Origin of the sequence: Salmonella sp. 32020114201800008SM, from assembly GCF_017572025.1 — a bacterium.
GTDB lineage: Bacteria > Pseudomonadota > Gammaproteobacteria > Enterobacterales > Enterobacteriaceae > Salmonella > Salmonella enterica.
Genome location: NZ_JAGEQM010000005.1, coordinates 142,997 through 160,639 on the forward strand (window position 1 = coordinate 142,997; position 17,643 = coordinate 160,639).

A 17,643-nucleotide genomic window follows, 5' to 3' on the forward strand; every position below is an offset into this window, starting at 1 on the left:
TATCATCAACCGGAGGACGTTATGTCGACCCCTGATACCGATGGCAAAAAAGTCCCGCCCTTTACCTCCTTCAGATTAGCCCCGGCGATACAGAAGGCCGATAGCTGCTGCTGCGAAGAACATTGCGCGTCCAGCGCGCCTGTTTCTACTGCCATGGCAGGCACGCGCTATACCTGGAAAATCTCCGGCATGGACTGCGCCGCCTGCGCCCGAAAAGTGGAGAATGCGGTCCGCCAAATTCGCGGCGTCAACCAGGCGCAAGTGCTGTTCGCCACCGAAAAGTTAGTGGTCGATGCCGACGCCGACCTCCGCGCGCAAATTGAACGCGCCGTACAGAAGGCGGGTTATACCTTGCGTAGCGAAGATTCGCGCGACGCCGCGCCTGAATCTCGTCTTAAAGAGAACCTGCCGCTTATTACGCTGATCATTATGATGGCGATAAGCTGGGGGCTGGAGCAATTTAACCACCCGTTCGGCCAACTGGCCTTTATCGCCACCACCCTGGTCGGTCTGTATCCTATTGCCCGCCAGGCGCTGCGGCTGATGAAAAGCGGCAGTTGGTTCGCTATTGAAACGCTGATGAGCGTCGCCGCCATTGGCGCGCTGTTTATTGGCGCGACGGCGGAGGCGGCAATGGTATTGCTGCTGTTCCTCATCGGCGAGCGCCTGGAAGGATGGGCCGCCAGCCGCGCCCGTAAAGGCGTCAGCGCGTTAATGGCGCTTAAACCGGAAACGGCGACCCGTCTGCGCGACGGCGTACGGGAAGAGGTCGCGATTAATACCCTGCGACCGGGCGATATTATCGAAGTCGCCGCCGGGGGGCGTTTACCCGCCGACGGTAAACTGGTTTCCGGTTTCGCCAGCTTTGATGAAAGCGCGCTCACCGGCGAGTCTATCCCGGTGGAGCGCGCAACGGGCGACAAAGTCCCGGCAGGCGCGACCAGCGTTGACCGTCTCGTCACCCTGGAGGTGCTATCTGAACCTGGCGCCAGCGCGATTGACCGTATCCTGACGCTGATTGAAGAGGCGGAAGAGCGCCGTGCGCCCATTGAGCGGTTTATTGACCGTTTCAGCCGCATCTATACGCCAGTCATTATGGTCATCGCGCTGCTGGTGACGCTTATTCCGCCGCTGATGTTCGATGGCGGCTGGCAGGAGTGGATTTATAAAGGGCTGACGCTGCTGCTCATCGGTTGCCCGTGCGCGCTGGTGATCTCCACGCCCGCGGCCATTACCTCCGGGCTGGCGGCGGCGGCACGGCGCGGCGCATTGATTAAAGGCGGCGCAGCGCTGGAGCAACTGGGCCGTATCACGCAGGTCGCCTTTGATAAAACCGGTACGTTGACCATTGGTAAACCACGGGTGACGGCGATTCATCCGGCAAGCGGTATCAGCGAGGCTGAACTGTTGGCGCTGGCGGCAGCCGTAGAACAAGGCGCTACGCACCCGCTGGCGCAGGCTATTGTCCGCGAAGCGCAGACACGCGATCTGGCGATCCCGACGGCGGAATCGCAGCGAACGCTGGCCGGCACCGGAATTGAAGCGCAGGTTAACGGCGAACGTATTCTGATTTGCGCGGCGGGAAAACAGCCTACGGCAGCGTTTGCCGGGCAAATTAGCGAACTGGAAAACGCCGGGCAGACGGTGGTTCTGGTGCTGCGTAACGAGACCGTTGTTGGCGTCCTCGCCCTCCAGGATACGTTGCGTGACGATGCGCGCGACGCCATCCGCGAACTGCATCAGTTAGGCGTTAACGGCGTGATTCTGACCGGCGATAACCCACGGGCGGCGGCAGCGATTGCCGGCGAGCTGGATCTGGCGTTTAAAGCCGGACTACTGCCGGAAGATAAGGTACGGGCAGTCACCGCCCTTAACCAACAAGCGCCGCTGGCAATGGTGGGCGACGGCATTAATGATGCGCCCGCGATGAAAGCCGCCAGTATCGGAATTGCGATGGGCAGCGGTACTGACGTCGCGCTGGAAACGGCTGACGCCGCCCTTACTCATAACCGTCTGCGCGGGTTAGCGCAAATGATTACGCTGGCGCGCGCTACCCACGCGAATATCCGGCAGAACATCACCATTGCGCTGGGGCTGAAAGCCATTTTCCTGGTGACGACGCTACTTGGTTTTACCGGGCTATGGCTGGCAATCCTGGCGGATACGGGAGCCACGGTATTGGTGACCGCCAACGCGCTACGTTTGCTGCGTAAAAACTAATCTTCTCCCACCCGGCGGCATGTCGCCGGGTTATCCCGCGATATTCCTTTCTTTGTTCATATTATTCACGCGAAAATTATTTATTTTCTATTACTTATCAAACCATTAATCAGAAATAGCGTGATTTGATGTAAGGTTAATTTTTATCCAACCGATATTGATCATACCGTCTACAAAATAAGGAATGTTAGGCACTATGAAAAATATCAAAGTCATCACCGGCGTTATCGCGACGCTGGGCATATTTAGCGCCTTATTGCTGGTGACAGGAATACTGTTTTATTCCGCCGTCAGCAGCGATCGGCTGAATTTCCAGAATGCGAGCGCGCTGAGTTACCAACAACAGGAACTGGGCGGCAGTTTTCAGACATTGATCGAAACCCGCGTCACCATTAACCGCGTGGCGATACGCATGTTAAAAAATCAGCGCGATCCCGCCTCGCTGGACGCCATGAACACGCTGTTAACCAACGCTGGCGCGTCGCTCAACGAAGCGGAAAAACATTTCAACAACTACGTGAACTCCGAAGCGATCGCGGGAAAAGATCCGGCGTTGGATGCCCAGGCCGAAGCCAGCTTTAAGCAGATGTATGACGTTTTGCAGCAGTCTATCCACTATCTTAAAGCCGATAATTACGCCGCCTATGGCAACCTTGACGCGCAAAAAGCGCAGGATGACATGGAGCAGGTATATGACCAGTGGCTCTCTCAAAATGCGCAATTAATAAAATTAGCCAGCGATCAGAATCAGAGCAGCTTTACCCAGATGCAATGGACGCTGGGGATAATTCTACTTATCGTACTCATCGTGCTGGCGTTTATCTGGCTGGGGCTGCAACGCGTTCTACTCCGCCCGCTGCAACGGATTATGGCGCACATTCAAACGATCGCCGACGGCGATCTTACCCATGAGATAGAGGCTGAAGGACGCAGTGAAATGGGCCAACTGGCCGCCGGTCTCAAAACGATGCAGCAGTCGTTAATCCGTACCGTCAGCGCGGTGCGCGATAACGCAGACTCTATCTATACTGGCGCAGGCGAAATTTCCGCCGGCAGCAGCGACCTCTCTTCCCGTACCGAACAGCAGGCCTCGGCGCTGGAGGAGACCGCCGCCAGCATGGAACAGTTAACCGCCACGGTACGGCAAAACACCGATAACGCACGACAGGCGACGGGTCTGGCGAAAACCGCATCAGAAACCGCGCGTAAAGGAGGACGCGTGGTGGATAACGTAGTGAGCACCATGAACGATATCGCCGAAAGCTCGGAAAAAATTGTGGACATCACCAGCGTGATTGACGGTATCGCCTTCCAGACTAATATCCTGGCGCTGAACGCCGCGGTAGAAGCCGCCCGCGCCGGCGAACAGGGGCGAGGATTCGCGGTCGTGGCCGGAGAGGTACGCACGTTGGCCAGCCGTAGCGCGCAGGCCGCCAAAGAGATCAAAGTACTGATTGAAAACTCCGTGTCGCGCATTGATACCGGCTCTACGCAGGTACGCGAAGCGGGAGAAACCATGAAAGAGATCGTCAACGCCGTGACTCGCGTGACCGATATTATGGGCGAAATCGCCTCTGCCTCCGATGAGCAAAGCAAAGGCATTGAGCAGGTGGCGCAGGCGGTATCGGAAATGGACAGCGTGACGCAGCAAAACGCCTCGCTGGTAGAGGAATCCGCAGCAGCGGCGGCGGCGCTGGAAGATCAGGCTAACGAACTTCGTCAGGCGGTCGCCGCGTTCCGCATCCAGAAACAGCCTCGTCGGGAGGCGTCGCCGACGCCGTTAAGCAAAGGTTTAACGCCGCAGCCCGCCGCAGAACAGGCGAACTGGGAAAGCTTCTAATCAGAATGTTATCTGCCGTGCGGTTAATGCGCTTTACGCAATAAATAGCGGTACGGCAGACCCTCCGTCTCTTGCGCCAGCAAATCGTGTTCCATAAAGGTACAGAACCCCGGAATATCACGCGTCGTCGCCGGATCGTCGGCGATAATCAGCAATGTTTCGCCAGTTTGCATGTTGCGCACCGTTTTGCGCACCATCATTACCGGTTCAGGGCAACGCAGCCCCAGGGCGTCAAGCGTATGGTCAGGGGAGGAAAACAGATCGCTCATCTTCGTCTCAATGGTAGAAAAACGGCGATATTTTACGCCCATCTTCGTCAGTAAGCCAGGCAGGTTAACGATTGCGTGAAAATTAGCCATTGCAATGCCAGCGCAAAACAGTATTATGCGGCGGTTCTTTATTGGGTTCCCTCACCCCATCCAACAAAAAGGTCACAATATGACTCCGTTTACACAATCACAGCGCGTAAAAGCGTTGTTCTGGCTATCGCTATTCCATTTACTGGTGATCATTTCCAGTAACTATCTGGTGCAGCTCCCCATCACTATTTTTGGTTTCCACACGACCTGGGGCGCGTTTAGTTTTCCTTTTATTTTTCTCGCCACCGATCTTACCGTGCGTATTTTTGGCGCACCGCTGGCGCGCCGCATTATCTTCGCCGTCATGATCCCCGCGCTGCTGGTGTCGTATGTGGTGTCATCGCTGTTCTATATGGGCGCCTGGCAAGGTTTCGCCGCGCTGGCGAACTTTAATCTGTTTGTCGCCCGTATCGCCGCCGCCAGCTTTATGGCCTACGCGCTGGGACAGATCCTTGATGTCCATGTGTTTAACCGCCTGCGCCAAAATCGTCGCTGGTGGCTGGCGCCGACCGCTTCAACGCTGTTTGGCAATATCAGCGATACCCTTGCCTTTTTCTTCATTGCGTTCTGGCGAAGCCCCGATGCGTTTATGGCCGAACACTGGATGGAAATTGCGCTGGTGGATTATTGCTTTAAGGTGCTCATCAGCATTATTTTCTTCCTGCCGATGTACGGCGTTCTACTGAATATGTTGCTGAAAAAGCTGGCAGATAAATCTGAAATTTCCCCATTACCGGCAAGTTAAAGGTTCGTTTTCCGAGTTGTGATAAGATGAGCGAATGAGCCGTTATGGCCGTTTATCGAAAGGAAGAAGTCAATGCGCAATTTGGTTAAATATGCCGGTATTGGCCTGCTGGTTATGGGGCTTGCGGCCTGTGATAACAACGATACAAAAGCGTCGGCAGAAAGCGCCGCCGCGGAAAGCCAGGCCTCCGGCCAGCCCATCAGCCTGATGGATGGCAAACTCAGTTTCTCGCTGCCGGCGGATATGACCGATCAAAGCGGTAAGCTGGGCACCCAGGCGAATAATATGCACGTTTATTCTGACCCGACGGGCCAGAAAGCGGTGATTGTTATCGTCGGCGATAATACCGATGAAGCGTTGCCGGTGCTGGCAAACCGCCTGCTTGAGCAACAGCGTAGCCGCGACCCGCAGCTTCAGGTCGTCACCAATAAGTCTATTGAGCTCAAAGGCCATACGTTGCAACAACTGGACAGCATTATCTCCGCGAAGGGCCAGACGGCGTATTCTTCCATCGTGCTGGGCAAAGTGGATAACCAATTGCTGACGATTCAGGTCACGCTGCCTGCGGACAATCAGCAAAAAGCGCAAACCACGGCTGAAAACATCATCAATACGTTGGTTATTAAGTAACCTTTACGACGATGATGCGGCCTCCGGCAGTGCAAACGGAGGCCGTTTTTTTAAGCGCCAGGTCAGCAATAGCGCCATCGCTACCAGCCCGGCCGCCGCCAGATAGATTACCGGCACGCCCGCCCAGGTCATCACCAGCCCCGCCAGCGGCCCGGTAACCCCCAAAGACATATCCATAAAGACGGTATAGGTCGCCAGCGCCGCGCCCTGGTTCTGCGGCGGCACGGCTTTGACGGCCACCACGCCCAGCGCTGGAAAGACCAGCGAAAACCCCATCCCCGTGAGTAAAACGCCGATTTTTGCCATCCACGGCATGGCTGCCGTCCCCACCAGTAACAGACCAATAATCTCCACGCCAAAGCAGATCATGGCGACATTCAACCCGCCTAAGCGATTGATGCCGTTAGGGAACAGCAAACGCGTGCCGACAAACGCGACGCTAAATAACGTGAGCGCAAAGGCGGCGCCATCCCAGCCTTTAGCATCATAAAATAAGGTAATAAACGTCGCGATGACGCCAAACCCTGCCGAGGCCAGCGCCAACGCCATACCATACAGCCAGACACGCCCCAGCACCGCGCGAAACGGCAGCGGCTTGCCTTTGTTCGCCTTCACCGACGGACGTGGAAGGGCTAACAGTACCGCCAACAGCGCCACGCCCATCACCGTTAGCGCCAGTCCCTGTAACCCGCCCCAGGCATAACACAGCACGCCCAGCGGCGCGCCCATCGCCATTGCGCCGTAGGTGACGATACCGTTCCAGGAGATAACCCGACCAATATGCAACGACCCGACGACGCCGATGCCCCACAGTGTTGAACCGGTGCCAGCAAAACTTTGCCCAATCCCTAAAATCACGCGACCCAGCCCCAGTAGCAACAAACTGATCATCGGCCAGGCGCTGGCGATATCCGCCAGCAGGTAGCCGAGTCCGCTTAAAAAACAGCCGCATAAGCCAAAGACAACGATTTTTTTCGGCCCTAATACATCCGCATACCGCCCGGCATGGGGACGGCTTAACAGAGTGGCGAAGTATTGCAGGCTGATAATAAGCCCCGCCCAGAACGCGCTGAATCCCATCGCATCATGCACATAGCCGGGCAAGACGGCGAGCGGCAGGCCGATGGTCAGGTAGCTGGCAAAGTTAAACATCACAATGGAGACAATACGCAGATTGAGGCGCAATCCGTTTAGCGCCGGTTCAGCGACGGGTTCGGGCATGAGTATCACCGCATTTTTACAACATGTTTTCTTTTCTATCATGGCGCGCGGTGAAAATCAGTAGTGAGATTCAGATTATCGGTATCAGGGCAGCCGCTACACTTAGAAAAAAACACAACAAGGAAAACTTCATGGCAACCGCTCAACCCGACAAAACGGGTATGCATATTCTGCTGAAACTGGCCTCCCTGGTTATTATTCTCGCCGGGATTCATGCCGCGGCGGATATTATTGTACAACTCTTGCTGGCGCTCTTTTTTGCCATCGTTCTTAATCCATTAGTGACCTGGTTTATTCGTCGGGGCGTGAAGCGACCGCTGGCGATTACTATCGTGGTGGTCGTCATGCTGATCGTGCTTACCGCGCTGGTGGGTGTGCTTGCCGCATCGCTTAATGAATTTATCGCTATGCTGCCTAAATACAGCAAGGAGCTGACGCGTAAAGTCTTACACCTTCAGGAGTTAATGCCCTTCCTGAATTTACATATGTCGCCGGAACGTATGCTCCGCGGGATGGATTCCGATAAAATCATGCTCTTCACCACAACATTAATGACCGGCGTATCGGGCGCGATGGCAAGCATTGTGCTGCTGGTGATGACCGTGGTTTTTATGCTGTTTGAGGTGCGTCACGTGCCTTATAAATTACGTTTCGCGCTAAACAATCCACAAATTCATATTGCCGGCCTGCACCGCGCCCTGAAAGGCGTCTCGCATTATCTGGCGCTGAAAACGCTGCTCAGTTTATGGACGGGCGCGATTATCTGGCTGGGGCTGGCGTTAATGGGTATTCAGTTTGCGCTAATGTGGGGCGTACTGGCTTTTTTGCTCAATTACGTTCCTAATATCGGCTCGGTGATTTCCGCCGTTCCCCCCATGATTCAGGCGCTGTTATTTAACGGTTTTTACGAGTGCGTACTGGTCGGCGCGCTCTTTTTGGTGGTCCATATGGTGATTGGCAACATTATGGAGCCACGCATGATGGGCCATCGTCTGGGGATGTCCACGCTGGTGGTATTTCTTTCGTTACTGGTCTGGGGATGGCTATTAGGCCCGGTCGGGATGCTCTTGTCCGTTCCTTTGACCAGCGTCTGCAAAATCTGGATGGAAACCACTAAAGGCGGCAGCAAACTGGCGATCTTACTGGGGCCAGGCCGACCGAAAAGCCGTTTACCGGGATGAGGCGACAGATGCTACAATCTCCTCTTCTTCATAGGCAACGTTGGTCCTGATATGTACCAGATCGTTCTGGGAAAAGTGTCAACATTAAGCGCAGGTCAATTGCCCGACGCGTTAATCGCTCAGGCGCCGCAGGGCGTTCGCCGGGCAAGCTGGCTGGCCGGGCGCGTGCTGCTTTCCCGTGCGCTCTCGCCACTACCGGAGATGGTGTATGGCGAACAGGGTAAACCGGCTTTTTCCGCCGGAACGCCGCTGTGGTTTAACCTCAGCCATAGCGGCGACACTATTGCTCTGTTGCTTAGCGACGAAGGTGAAGTCGGCTGCGATATTGAAGTGATCCGCCCGCGCGATAACTGGCGTTCGCTGGCAAATGCGGTATTCAGCCTCGGCGAACATGCTGAAATGGAAGCGGAACGTCCGGAGCGACAACTGGCGGCCTTCTGGCGTATCTGGACGCGTAAAGAAGCCATCGTAAAACAACGCGGCGGCAGCGCCTGGCAAATCGTCAGCGTGGACAGCACGTTGCCCTCTGCCTTGTCGGTCAGCCAGTGTCAGCTCGATACGCTCAGTCTGGCAGTCTGTACCCCCACACCGTTTACGCTGACGCCGCAGACGATAACAAAAGCGTTATGACACATTAATTTTTCCCTCTGGCGGCGGACGTGTGTTACAAAATGCGGAGCTTCCCATGCGCCGACGCGCCATACCAAAAGGTTTAAGTCAGATGCAACGTGTCACCATCACCCTCGATGACGATTTACTGGAAACGCTGGACAGCCTGAGCCAGCGACGCGGCTATAACAATCGCTCCGAAGCGATCCGTGATATTTTGCGCGGCGCTCTGGCGCAGGAGGCCACCCAGGAACACGGTACACAGGGTTTCGCGGTACTTTCATATGTTTATGAACATGAGAAACGGGATTTAGCCAGCCGCATCGTCTCCACCCAGCATCATCATCATGATTTATCCGTCGCCACGCTGCACGTCCATATCAACCACGATGACTGTCTGGAGATCGCCGTTCTGAAGGGCGATATGGGCGACGTACAGCATTTTGCCGATGATGTTATCGCCCAGCGCGGCGTGCGCCACGGCCACTTGCAGTGTTTGCCGAAAGAAGACTAACGCTGGGGGCGCTTCGCTTGCCCGGCCTACGCTCGCACGTCTGTCGTTTGTAGGCCGGATGAGGCGCAGCCGCCATCCGGCAATAATGTTTACGCCATTGTGCCAATCGTTTTTCTGAAGCGTAACAGCGCTATCAGGAAGAACACGCCGCCTATCGCCAGCAGGGTCAGGAACTGCGGCCAGACGATACTCAAACCTGCGCCGCGATAAAGAATAGCCTGGGCAAGACTGACAAAATGCGTCGTCGGCATGGTCAGCATAATATCCTGCACCGCCTGCGGCATACTTTCACGCGGCGTGGAACCGCCGGAAAGCATTTGTAGCGGTAACAGTACCAGAATCATTAATAACCCCAGTTGCGGCATTGAACGGGCGATGGTGCCCATAAAAATCCCAATTGAAGTGGTGGCGAACAGGCTCAGCGCTACGCCCAACATAAACAATGGGATCGATCCTTCAATCGGTACGCCAAGTACGCCTTTCACCATCAGCATCAAAGACAAACCGGAAACCACCAGCACAACCAGCCCCATCGACCATACTTTTGCCATCATGATCTCAAAGGGCGTGACCGGCATCACCAACAGATGCTCTACCGTGCCGTGTTCTCGCTCGCGGATCAGCGCCGATCCGGTCAGCACTATCGCCAGCATGGTAATGTTGTTGATAATCGCCATCACGCCGCCAAACCACGCCGGGTCCAGATTCGGGTTAAAGCGCATCCGAATCTCCAGCGACACCGGCTGAACGTTATCTCCCCGCGCGCGCGCCACAAAGCTGTTGACCTCGCCGCTAATAATATTCTGGATATAACTGTTGCCGGTAAACGCCTGGCTCATGCGCGTCGCATCGACGTTAACCTGAATATCAGGCTGACGTCCGGCCAGCACATCACGCTGGAAATTCGGCGGAATATTGACCGCAAAGGTATAGCGTCCGGCATCCAGTCCGGCATCCATTTCCGTTGCCGTAATCATCTCCGGCGGCAGAAACCACGGGCGGTAAAAACTGTTCACAATACGGTTCGACAACTGTGACTGATCCATATCGGCGATGGCGATAGGGGCAAGATGCAACGAACCGGGCAGGACGGTAGCGGAGGAGTAAACCGAAATCGTAAAGGCGAAGACGATCAGCGCCAGCATCGCTTTGTCGCCCAGCAGACTGCGCAGTTCTTTAACGCCGAGGTTATAAATATTACGTAATCCGCGCATTACCCCTCCTGTTTTTTCAGCAGCAGAATGCTCAGACCCATCACCACCGGGACGGCAATCAGTAACGGCATAAATAACGGCCAGAGATCGGACAGATCCAACGCTTTGGAAAACGTCCCGCGCGCGATCGTCAGAAAATGACTGGTCGGGTAGATCTCGCCGATCCATCTTCCCGGTCCTTCCAGCGAAGCCACCGGATCGATCATGCCGGAAAATTGTGTTGCCGGAATGAGGGTAATAATCGACGTCCCAAAAATAGCGGCGATTTGGCTCTTCATAAACGTGGAGATCAGCAGCCCCAGACCGGTGGCGATGATGACGTAAAGCAGCGCCGCGAGGGTAAGCGTGAGAAAGCTGCCTTTCAGCGGCACGCCGAACACAAAGACCGACAGCGCGCACAGTAGCAAGAAGTTCAGCATACCCAGCGCGATATACGGCAGTTGTTTACCCAGCAAAAATTCGCTGCGCGTCGTCGGCGTTACGTACAGATTAATCATCGACCCCAGCTCTTTCTCCCGCACCACGCTCAGGGCGCTAAGCATTGACGGGATCATCATGAGCAGCAGCGGAATGACCGCCGGAACGATAGCGGGCAGACTTTTCACATCCGGGTTATAACGATAGCGCGTTTCAATGTTGAGCAGCCCGGTCTGTTTAACCGGGTTCGGCTGACGACTCGCCGCCTCCTGCAGCCAGCTTTGGTGCATCGCCTGAACGTACCCCTTCACCGTCTCGGCGCGGCTGGGCATGGCGCCATCCACCCAGACGCCAATCTGCGCTGGCGTACCGCGAGCAATATCGCGGCCAAAATTAGGCGGGATCTCAATGGCAACCGCCAGCTCTCCCGAACGCATCCGCCGGTCAAGCTCGTCATAGCTGGCGAGCGGCGGCTGTTCGATAAAATAGCGCGATCCCGCCAGATTGAGCGACCATGCCTGGCTGCTGACGGTTTGATCGCGGTCGAGTACGGCAAAACGCAGGTTCTCCACGTCCATACTGATGCCATAGCCCATAATCAGCATCAGAATTACCGTTCCCAGCAGCGCCAGCGTCGAGCGTACCGGATCGCGGCGTAGCTCCAGCGCTTCGCGGCGACTGTAGCTGAACAAACGCCGGAAGCTCAATCCCTGCCGCGACGGTTTACCTGACGCGGCGGGCGTCTGGGATGGCGGTATTGGGGTTTCAGGCGCCGCTCCCGCAGCTTCCTGTAGCCAGGAAATAAACGCCGCCTCCAGATTGGCCGCGCCCCACTGTTGCACCAATTCCTGCGGCGTACCGCTGGCGAGCACTTTACCGGCGTGCATCAATGACATTCGGTCGCAACGTTCCGCTTCGTTCATAAAATGGGTCGAGATAAAAATCGTCACCTTATCCTGACGCGAAAGATCGACCATAAGCTGCCAGAACATATCCCTGGCGACCGGATCAACGCCGGACGTTGGCTCATCAAGAATCAGCATTTCCGGGCGATGGATCACCGCTACCGCCAGCGATAAACGCTGGCGGATACCGAGCGGTAACGAAGCGGGGAGCGTATCTTCCACCTCCGTTAGCATAAAGCGTTCGATCATCTGCGCGACGCGCGCCGGGATCTCCGCTGGCGGAATATGAAACAGGCGGGCATGAAGTTCCAGATTCTGCCGCACGGTGAGTTCGTTATAGAGCGAAAAAGCCTGCGACATATACCCAACCCGGCGACGGGTATCGATGTCGTTCGGGTCTACCGGCTGGCCAAATAGCCAGGCCTGGCCTTCGCTGGCGGGAAGCAGACCGGTCAGCATTTTCATGGTGGTCGATTTGCCGCAACCGTTTGAACCGAGGAAGCCAAAAATCTCGCCGCGCGGAATGCGGAAATTAACATGGTCAACCGCGACGAACTTACCGAAGCGCATGGTCAGATCTTTCGCCTCAATGGCAATCTCTTCCTGCTCAGCGTGATACGGCGGGATCACCACTGGCTTATGCGCCTGGCGCTGCGCTTCTGGCAACAGGGCGATAAACGCCTGTTCCAGCGTCGCGCTATGGGTTTTTGCCCGCAGTTGCTGCGCGCTGCCGGTTGCCAGTATCTCGCCCGCATTCATCGCCACCAGCCAGTCAAAACGCTCCGCCTCTTCCATATAGGCCGTTGCGACCAACACGCTCATATTGGTCTGCCGTTGGCGGATACTGTCGATTAAGTCCCAGAACTGAGCGCGGGAGAGCGGGTCCACGCCGGTGGTAGGCTCATCAAGAATCAGCAATTCCGGGTCATGAATCAGCGCACAGCACAACCCCAGCTTTTGTTTCATCCCACCGGACAGCTTCCCGGCAGGACGGTCACGAAACGGCGCCAGGCCGGTGCTGTTCAGCAGCTCGGTAATACGCGCTTCGCGTTCAGCTTTGTCATGACCAAAGAGACGAGCGAAAAAATCGACGTTCTCATAAACCGATAGCGTGTGATAAAGGTTTTTCCCCAGCCCCTGCGGCATCCAGGCGATGCGCGGACAGACGTCGCGGCGATGTTTCGCATCGCGCATATCGCCGCCCAGGACGATAACGTTCCCTTGCTCAATCACCCGCGCGCCAGAAATCAGCGACAGCAGGCTCGACTTACCCACCCCGTCCGGACCAATCAGCCCGACCATACTACGGGCGGGAATGTCCAGCGTGATATTGTTCAGCGCGGCTGTTTTTCCGTAATGCTGGCTCACCCCCTCAAGCTGCGCCACGGGAGGAACAGGCACCAGCTTCAGCGACGTCATTGCGACAGCCTCACGCTTAGAGCGTCAGGCCAGGGCACGCGCTCATCCAGACGAACCCAGGCCATTCCCGGCAAACCGGTTTTGACATATTCCAGATGCTGTCGCAGTAGCTCTGGCGGAATACGCGCTTTGACGCGGAACATCAGCTTCAGTCGTTCATCGTGGGTTTCCACGGTTTTGGGCGTGAACTGCGCCACGCTGGCGACAAAACTGATCGTCGCCGGAATACGCAGATCCGGCGCGGCGTCCAGCACCAGTCGCGCTTCGCCGCCGATCTTCAACAACCCCGCCTGTTCGGTCGGCAGGAAAAATGTCATATAAACATCGCTGAGATCGACCATGTTCAACACCCGGCCGCCAGCCGATAACACTTCGCCCGGCTCCGCAACGCGGTACTGCACGCGTCCATCGCGCGGCGCTTTTAATTCGCTGTCGTCGATGTCGGCGACAATACGCCGCTCGGTCGCCTGCGCCGCTTCCACGCGCGTTTGCGCCTGGATAATACTGGTACGCGCCGCTTCAATCGCCGCTTTTGCCGCAGATACCTGCGCTTTGGCGGTCTCCAGGGCGGCGCGCGCGCTTTCCGCCGCCGCGCGATCGTCATCTAACTGTTGTACAGATACCGCGCCACGCTGCGACAGCGAGCGAGAACGCACGTGACGTTTAGAGACGGAGTCCAGCTCAGCTTCCCGCTGTTTGACGACCGACTGCGCGGCGCGCATTTCACTCTGGCGTTGCTCCAGCAAGGCGCGGGCGGCGGCAACTGCGCTCTCGGCCTCTTTAATCTGCGCAATCGCCTCCAGCCGCTGCTCCTGCAATACGCGGGTATCCATTTTCGCCAGCACCTCGCCCTGACGAACGAACTGCCCTTCCGAAACGAGGATGGTATCAATACGCCCGGCAATCTTAGTGGCAATATCCACTTCGGTGGCTTCAATTCTGCCGTTGCTGGCGGCAAACCCCTCCGGTATTCCCGCAGGGCGCAGCATCCACCAGGCTATCGCGGCCACCGCCACAAGAATCCCCGCTCCCCACCACACCAGATGATGCTTCATTTTGTCCATAATCGACCCGCCGTAATCCCTGTTGTCTAACCATGCGTGTCACAAAGTCCGCCGGGCGTGCGCTCAGCGGGGGTTTCCATTCGGGATAAGAATGAAAAAAGAAAAGGGGCCAGACGACGAACAGACGCCGATGAAGCGCTCGCCGTCAAAGGGAGTGAATGATGTAGGTACCCGGAAAAGAGGGAGTAATGTTGTCATCATCAGCGTTCCTGGCCGTAAATGAAACACGCATACTCATAACTGCTATAAATCGATACTAACACCTCTGTCCGGGATGTCTATTCGCTTATTGTTTGTAATGGTACTTAGCGTTTTGCCGCTAAATCCTGCGCGCAGGCCCAGGCGCTCGACCACGCCCACTGGAAGTTATAGCCGCCCAACCAGCCGGTGACGTCCATCACTTCGCCGATAAAATAGAGACCCGGCACGCGGCGCGCTTCCATAGTCCGCGATGATAGTTCGTTTGTATCCACGCCGCCCAGCGTCACTTCCGCTGTCCGATAGCCTTCGGTGCCGTTAGGCTGCACTTGCCAGGCAGTAAGCGTGTCAACCAACGCCTGCTGATCACGAACGTTCAACTGTCTGAGCGATACATCCGGGATGTGCCCCACCTGTTGTAAACACTCCACCAACCGTTTCGGCAAATGCATCGCCAGCGTGTTCTTCAGACTCTGGTTCGGGTGCGCGTTACGCTGTTCATTGAGAACATCTTCCAGCGAGAGGTCCGGCAATAAGTTAATGCTCACTAACTCCCCCGGTTGCCAGTAGCTGGAAATCTGTAAAACGGCGGGGCCGGACAGCCCACGATGGGTAAAAAGTAGGTTTTCCCGAAATACCGTGCCATTGCGGGCGGTAATTACGCAGGGCACAGAGACGCCAGACAGCGTCTGGAGCTGTTCTAACAGCGGCTTATGCAGCGTAAAGGGCACCAACCCGGCGCGCGTCGGCAACACCTTGAGACCAAACTGTTCGGCGATTTTATAGCCAAACGGCGATGCGCCAAGCCCCGGCATCGACAGACCGCCGCTGGCAATCACCAGCTTTTGCGTAGTCACCGTCTCACCGTTCAGCGCCAGTACGAAACCCGACTCATCACGCTCGACGCTCAGTACCTCGCTACGCAGGCGCATCGTTACGCCGCCTTTGTCGCACTCGGCAACCAGCATATCGACAATGCGTTGGGCGGAATCATCGCAAAAAAGCTGTCCCAGCGTTTTCTCATGCCAGGCTATCCCATACCTGCCGACCAGATCGATAAAGTCCCACTGGGTATAGCGGGCTAACGCTGATTTACAAAAATGGGGGTTCTGGCTCAAATACGCAGCAGGCTCAACATAAAGATTAGTAAAGTTGCAGCGCCCACCGCCGGACATGAGGATTTTACGTCCTGGCTTCTTGCCATTATCGATGAGCAGCACGCGGCTACCCGCCTGTCCTGCCTGCGCGGCGCAAAACATGCCCGCTGCGCCAGCGCCTATAATAACGGCATCAAACCTTTCCACGTCGCCTTCCTCTCTCAAATTCGGGCGGGAATTGTAAAGTTTCCTCAGTGGTCGCACCAGCGCGAAAAGCGCCTGAAAATGGTATTTATCTGAAATATATAAGATAATTCTTTAGTGATATCAAACAAAGCACGAAGTACATCAAAAAAAGTCTATATTTCACTTTGCCCGCGCCGCCAAAGTCACTGATAATGCGCCGCGTTCATGTCCTCAAAATGGCGTAACGTCCTATGCTACATTTGTTTGCTGGCCTGGATTTACATACCGGGCTTTTATTATTGCTTGCTCTGGCTTTTGTGCTGTTCTACGAAGCGATTAACGGCTTCCATGACACAGCCAATGCAGTCGCAACCGTGATTTACACCCGTGCGATGCGTTCGCAGCTGGCGGTTGTCATGGCGGCGGTGTTTAACTTTTTTGGCGTTTTGCTGGGGGGTCTCAGCGTGGCGTATGCCATTGTGCATATGCTACCGACAGATCTCCTGCTCAACATGGGTTCCGCGCACGGCCTCGCTATGGTCTTTTCCATGTTGCTGGCGGCGATTATCTGGAACCTCGGCACCTGGTATTTCGGGTTGCCGGCGTCCAGTTCCCACACGCTGATTGGCGCCATTATCGGCATCGGTTTAACCAATGCGATGATGACCGGCACGTCAGTGGTGGATGCGCTTAACATCCCGAAAGTTATCAATATTTTCGGTTCACTCATTATCTCCCCTATTGTCGGTCTGGTATTCGCCGGCGGTCTGATTTTCTTGCTGCGCCGCTACTGGAGCGGTACTAAGAAACGCGCCCGTATCCACCTGACGCCAGCCGAACGTGAAAAGAAAGACGGCAAGAAAAAGCCGCCGTTCTGGACGCGTATCGCGCTGATCCTCTCCGCTATCGGCGTGGCGTTTTCGCATGGCGCGAACGATGGTCAGAAAGGCATTGGCCTGGTCATGCTGGTGCTGATTGGCGTCGCGCCTGCGGGTTTCGTGGTCAATATGAATGCCTCCAGCTACGAAATCACCCGTACGCGCGATGCTATCAACAATGTCGAAACGTACTTTGAGCAGCGTCCTGACCTGCTGAAAGCCGTCACCGGCGTTGACCAACTGATTCCCTCTCCGGAACCGGGCGCGACTGAACCGACTGAATTCCACTGCCATCCGGCTAACACCATTAACGCGCTTAACCGTGCGAAAGGGATGCTGGCAAACGTGGAAAGCTACGACAAGTTAAGCGTTGAACAGCGTAGTCAGTTGCGTCGCATTATGCTGTGCATTTCCGACACGACCGACAAAGTCGTGAAATTGCCTGGCGTAAGCAGCGATGACCAGCGCCTGCTGAAAAAGCTGAAGACCGATATGTTAAGCACCATTGAGTATGCGCCAGTGTGGATCATTATGGCAGTGGCGTTGGCGCTGGGTATTGGTACGATGATCGGCTGGCGTCGCGTGGCGACCACTATCGGCGAGAAAATTGGTAAAAAAGGCATGACGTATGCGCAGGGAATGTCGGCGCAGATGACGGCGGCAGTCTCTATCGGTCTTGCCAGCTACACCGGTATGCCAGTTTCTACCACTCACGTACTCTCCTCTTCAGTGGCGGGAACCATGGTCGTTGATGGCGGCGGGTTGCAGCGTAAAACCGTGACCAGCATTCTGATGGCCTGGGTATTTACGTTACCGGCGGCGATTATTCTTTCCGGCGTGCTGTACTGGCTTTCCCTGAAGATTATTTAAGCCAAATGGGCCGGATAGCGCTGTCGCTAATCCGGCCTGTCAGGATGAAACGACACAGGCCTGATAGGCCGCTATA

General features: G+C 55.9%; 14 protein-coding genes. 8 read left to right on the forward strand and 6 right to left on the reverse strand.

Going from position 1 to position 17,643, the window contains the following annotated elements:
• The first annotated feature begins 21 nt into the window (after positions 1–21).
• Positions 22–2,220 (forward strand): Zn(II)/Cd(II)/Pb(II) translocating P-type ATPase ZntA, encoded by a 2,199-nt coding sequence (gene zntA / locus J4613_RS14860; RefSeq protein ID WP_080193344.1) that lies wholly within the window; start codon positions 22–24, stop codon positions 2,218–2,220.
• 196 nt (positions 2,221–2,416) lie between these two features.
• Positions 2,417–4,060 carry a methyl-accepting chemotaxis citrate transducer gene (locus tag J4613_RS14865; protein WP_000789682.1) on the forward strand — a complete coding sequence of 548 codons (1,644 nt, stop codon included), beginning with the start codon at positions 2,417–2,419 and terminating at the stop codon, positions 4,058–4,060.
• Positions 4,061–4,083: 23 nt separating this feature from the next.
• Here J4613_RS14865 and tusA read toward each other — a convergent pair whose 3' ends face one another.
• Complete coding sequence (gene tusA, locus J4613_RS14870) at positions 4,084–4,329, reverse strand: sulfurtransferase TusA (RefSeq protein ID WP_001541054.1); 246 nt, start codon at positions 4,327–4,329, stop codon at positions 4,084–4,086.
• Positions 4,330–4,498: 169 nt separating this feature from the next.
• Between tusA and J4613_RS14875 the strand changes: the two genes are divergently transcribed.
• Both J4613_RS14875 and J4613_RS14880 read left to right on the forward strand, forming a co-directional pair.
• Positions 4,499–5,164 (forward strand): 7-cyano-7-deazaguanine/7-aminomethyl-7-deazaguanine transporter, encoded by a 666-nt coding sequence (locus J4613_RS14875; RefSeq protein WP_001519906.1) that lies wholly within the window; start codon positions 4,499–4,501, stop codon positions 5,162–5,164.
• 72 nt (positions 5,165–5,236) lie between these two features.
• Entirely contained in the window at positions 5,237–5,794 is a 558-nt protein-coding gene (locus tag J4613_RS14880) for a DcrB family lipoprotein (RefSeq protein WP_001245277.1), read from the forward strand.
• A 3-nt stretch (positions 5,795–5,797) separates the two neighbouring features.
• On the opposite strand, the gene J4613_RS14885 is transcribed toward J4613_RS14880, so the two are convergent.
• Entirely contained in the window at positions 5,798–7,057 is a 1,260-nt protein-coding gene (locus J4613_RS14885) for an MFS transporter (protein WP_077945802.1), read from the reverse strand.
• A gap of 89 nt (positions 7,058–7,146) precedes the next feature.
• On the opposite strand from J4613_RS14885, the gene J4613_RS14890 reads away from it, so the two are divergent.
• The 3 genes from J4613_RS14890 (at position 7,147) to nikR (ending at position 9,319) form a co-directional block, all read left to right on the forward strand.
• Positions 7,147–8,196 (forward strand): AI-2E family transporter, encoded by a 1,050-nt coding sequence (locus J4613_RS14890; protein ID WP_000179589.1) that lies wholly within the window; start codon positions 7,147–7,149, stop codon positions 8,194–8,196.
• Positions 8,197–8,247: 51 nt separating this feature from the next.
• A complete protein-coding gene (acpT, locus tag J4613_RS14895) occupies positions 8,248–8,826 on the forward strand; it encodes a 4'-phosphopantetheinyl transferase AcpT (protein ID WP_000284366.1) in 579 nt (192 codons plus the stop codon).
• A gap of 91 nt (positions 8,827–8,917) precedes the next feature.
• Entirely contained in the window at positions 8,918–9,319 is a 402-nt protein-coding gene (gene nikR, locus J4613_RS14900; protein WP_001190057.1) for a nickel-responsive transcriptional regulator NikR, read from the forward strand.
• A gap of 89 nt (positions 9,320–9,408) precedes the next feature.
• Here the strand turns inward: nikR and J4613_RS14905 are convergent, their stop codons facing one another.
• The 4 genes from J4613_RS14905 to J4613_RS14920 all read right to left on the reverse strand — a co-directional run bounded on the left by J4613_RS14905 (position 9,409) and on the right by J4613_RS14920 (position 15,840).
• Entirely contained in the window at positions 9,409–10,533 is a 1,125-nt protein-coding gene (locus tag J4613_RS14905) for an ABC transporter permease (protein ID WP_001214750.1), read from the reverse strand.
• Positions 10,533–13,274, reverse strand: coding sequence for a ribosome-associated ATPase/putative transporter RbbA (gene rbbA / locus J4613_RS14910; RefSeq protein WP_111742211.1), 2,742 nt, complete (start codon positions 13,272–13,274; stop codon positions 10,533–10,535). The genes J4613_RS14905 and rbbA overlap by 1 nt, the downstream gene beginning before the upstream one ends.
• On the reverse strand, positions 13,271–14,338 hold the full coding sequence (locus J4613_RS14915; RefSeq protein WP_111742210.1) for an HlyD family efflux transporter periplasmic adaptor subunit: 1,068 nt from the start codon (positions 14,336–14,338) through the stop codon (positions 13,271–13,273). Before J4613_RS14915 ends, rbbA begins: the two co-directional genes overlap by 4 nt.
• A gap of 305 nt (positions 14,339–14,643) precedes the next feature.
• Complete coding sequence (locus J4613_RS14920) at positions 14,644–15,840, reverse strand: NAD(P)/FAD-dependent oxidoreductase (RefSeq protein WP_111742209.1); 1,197 nt, start codon at positions 15,838–15,840, stop codon at positions 14,644–14,646.
• 230 nt (positions 15,841–16,070) lie between these two features.
• Here J4613_RS14920 and pitA point away from each other — a divergent pair, with 230 nt between their 5' ends.
• Positions 16,071–17,567 (forward strand): inorganic phosphate transporter PitA, encoded by a 1,497-nt coding sequence (gene pitA, locus J4613_RS14925; protein ID WP_000902764.1) that lies wholly within the window; start codon positions 16,071–16,073, stop codon positions 17,565–17,567.
• Positions 17,568–17,643 lie beyond the last annotated feature (76 nt).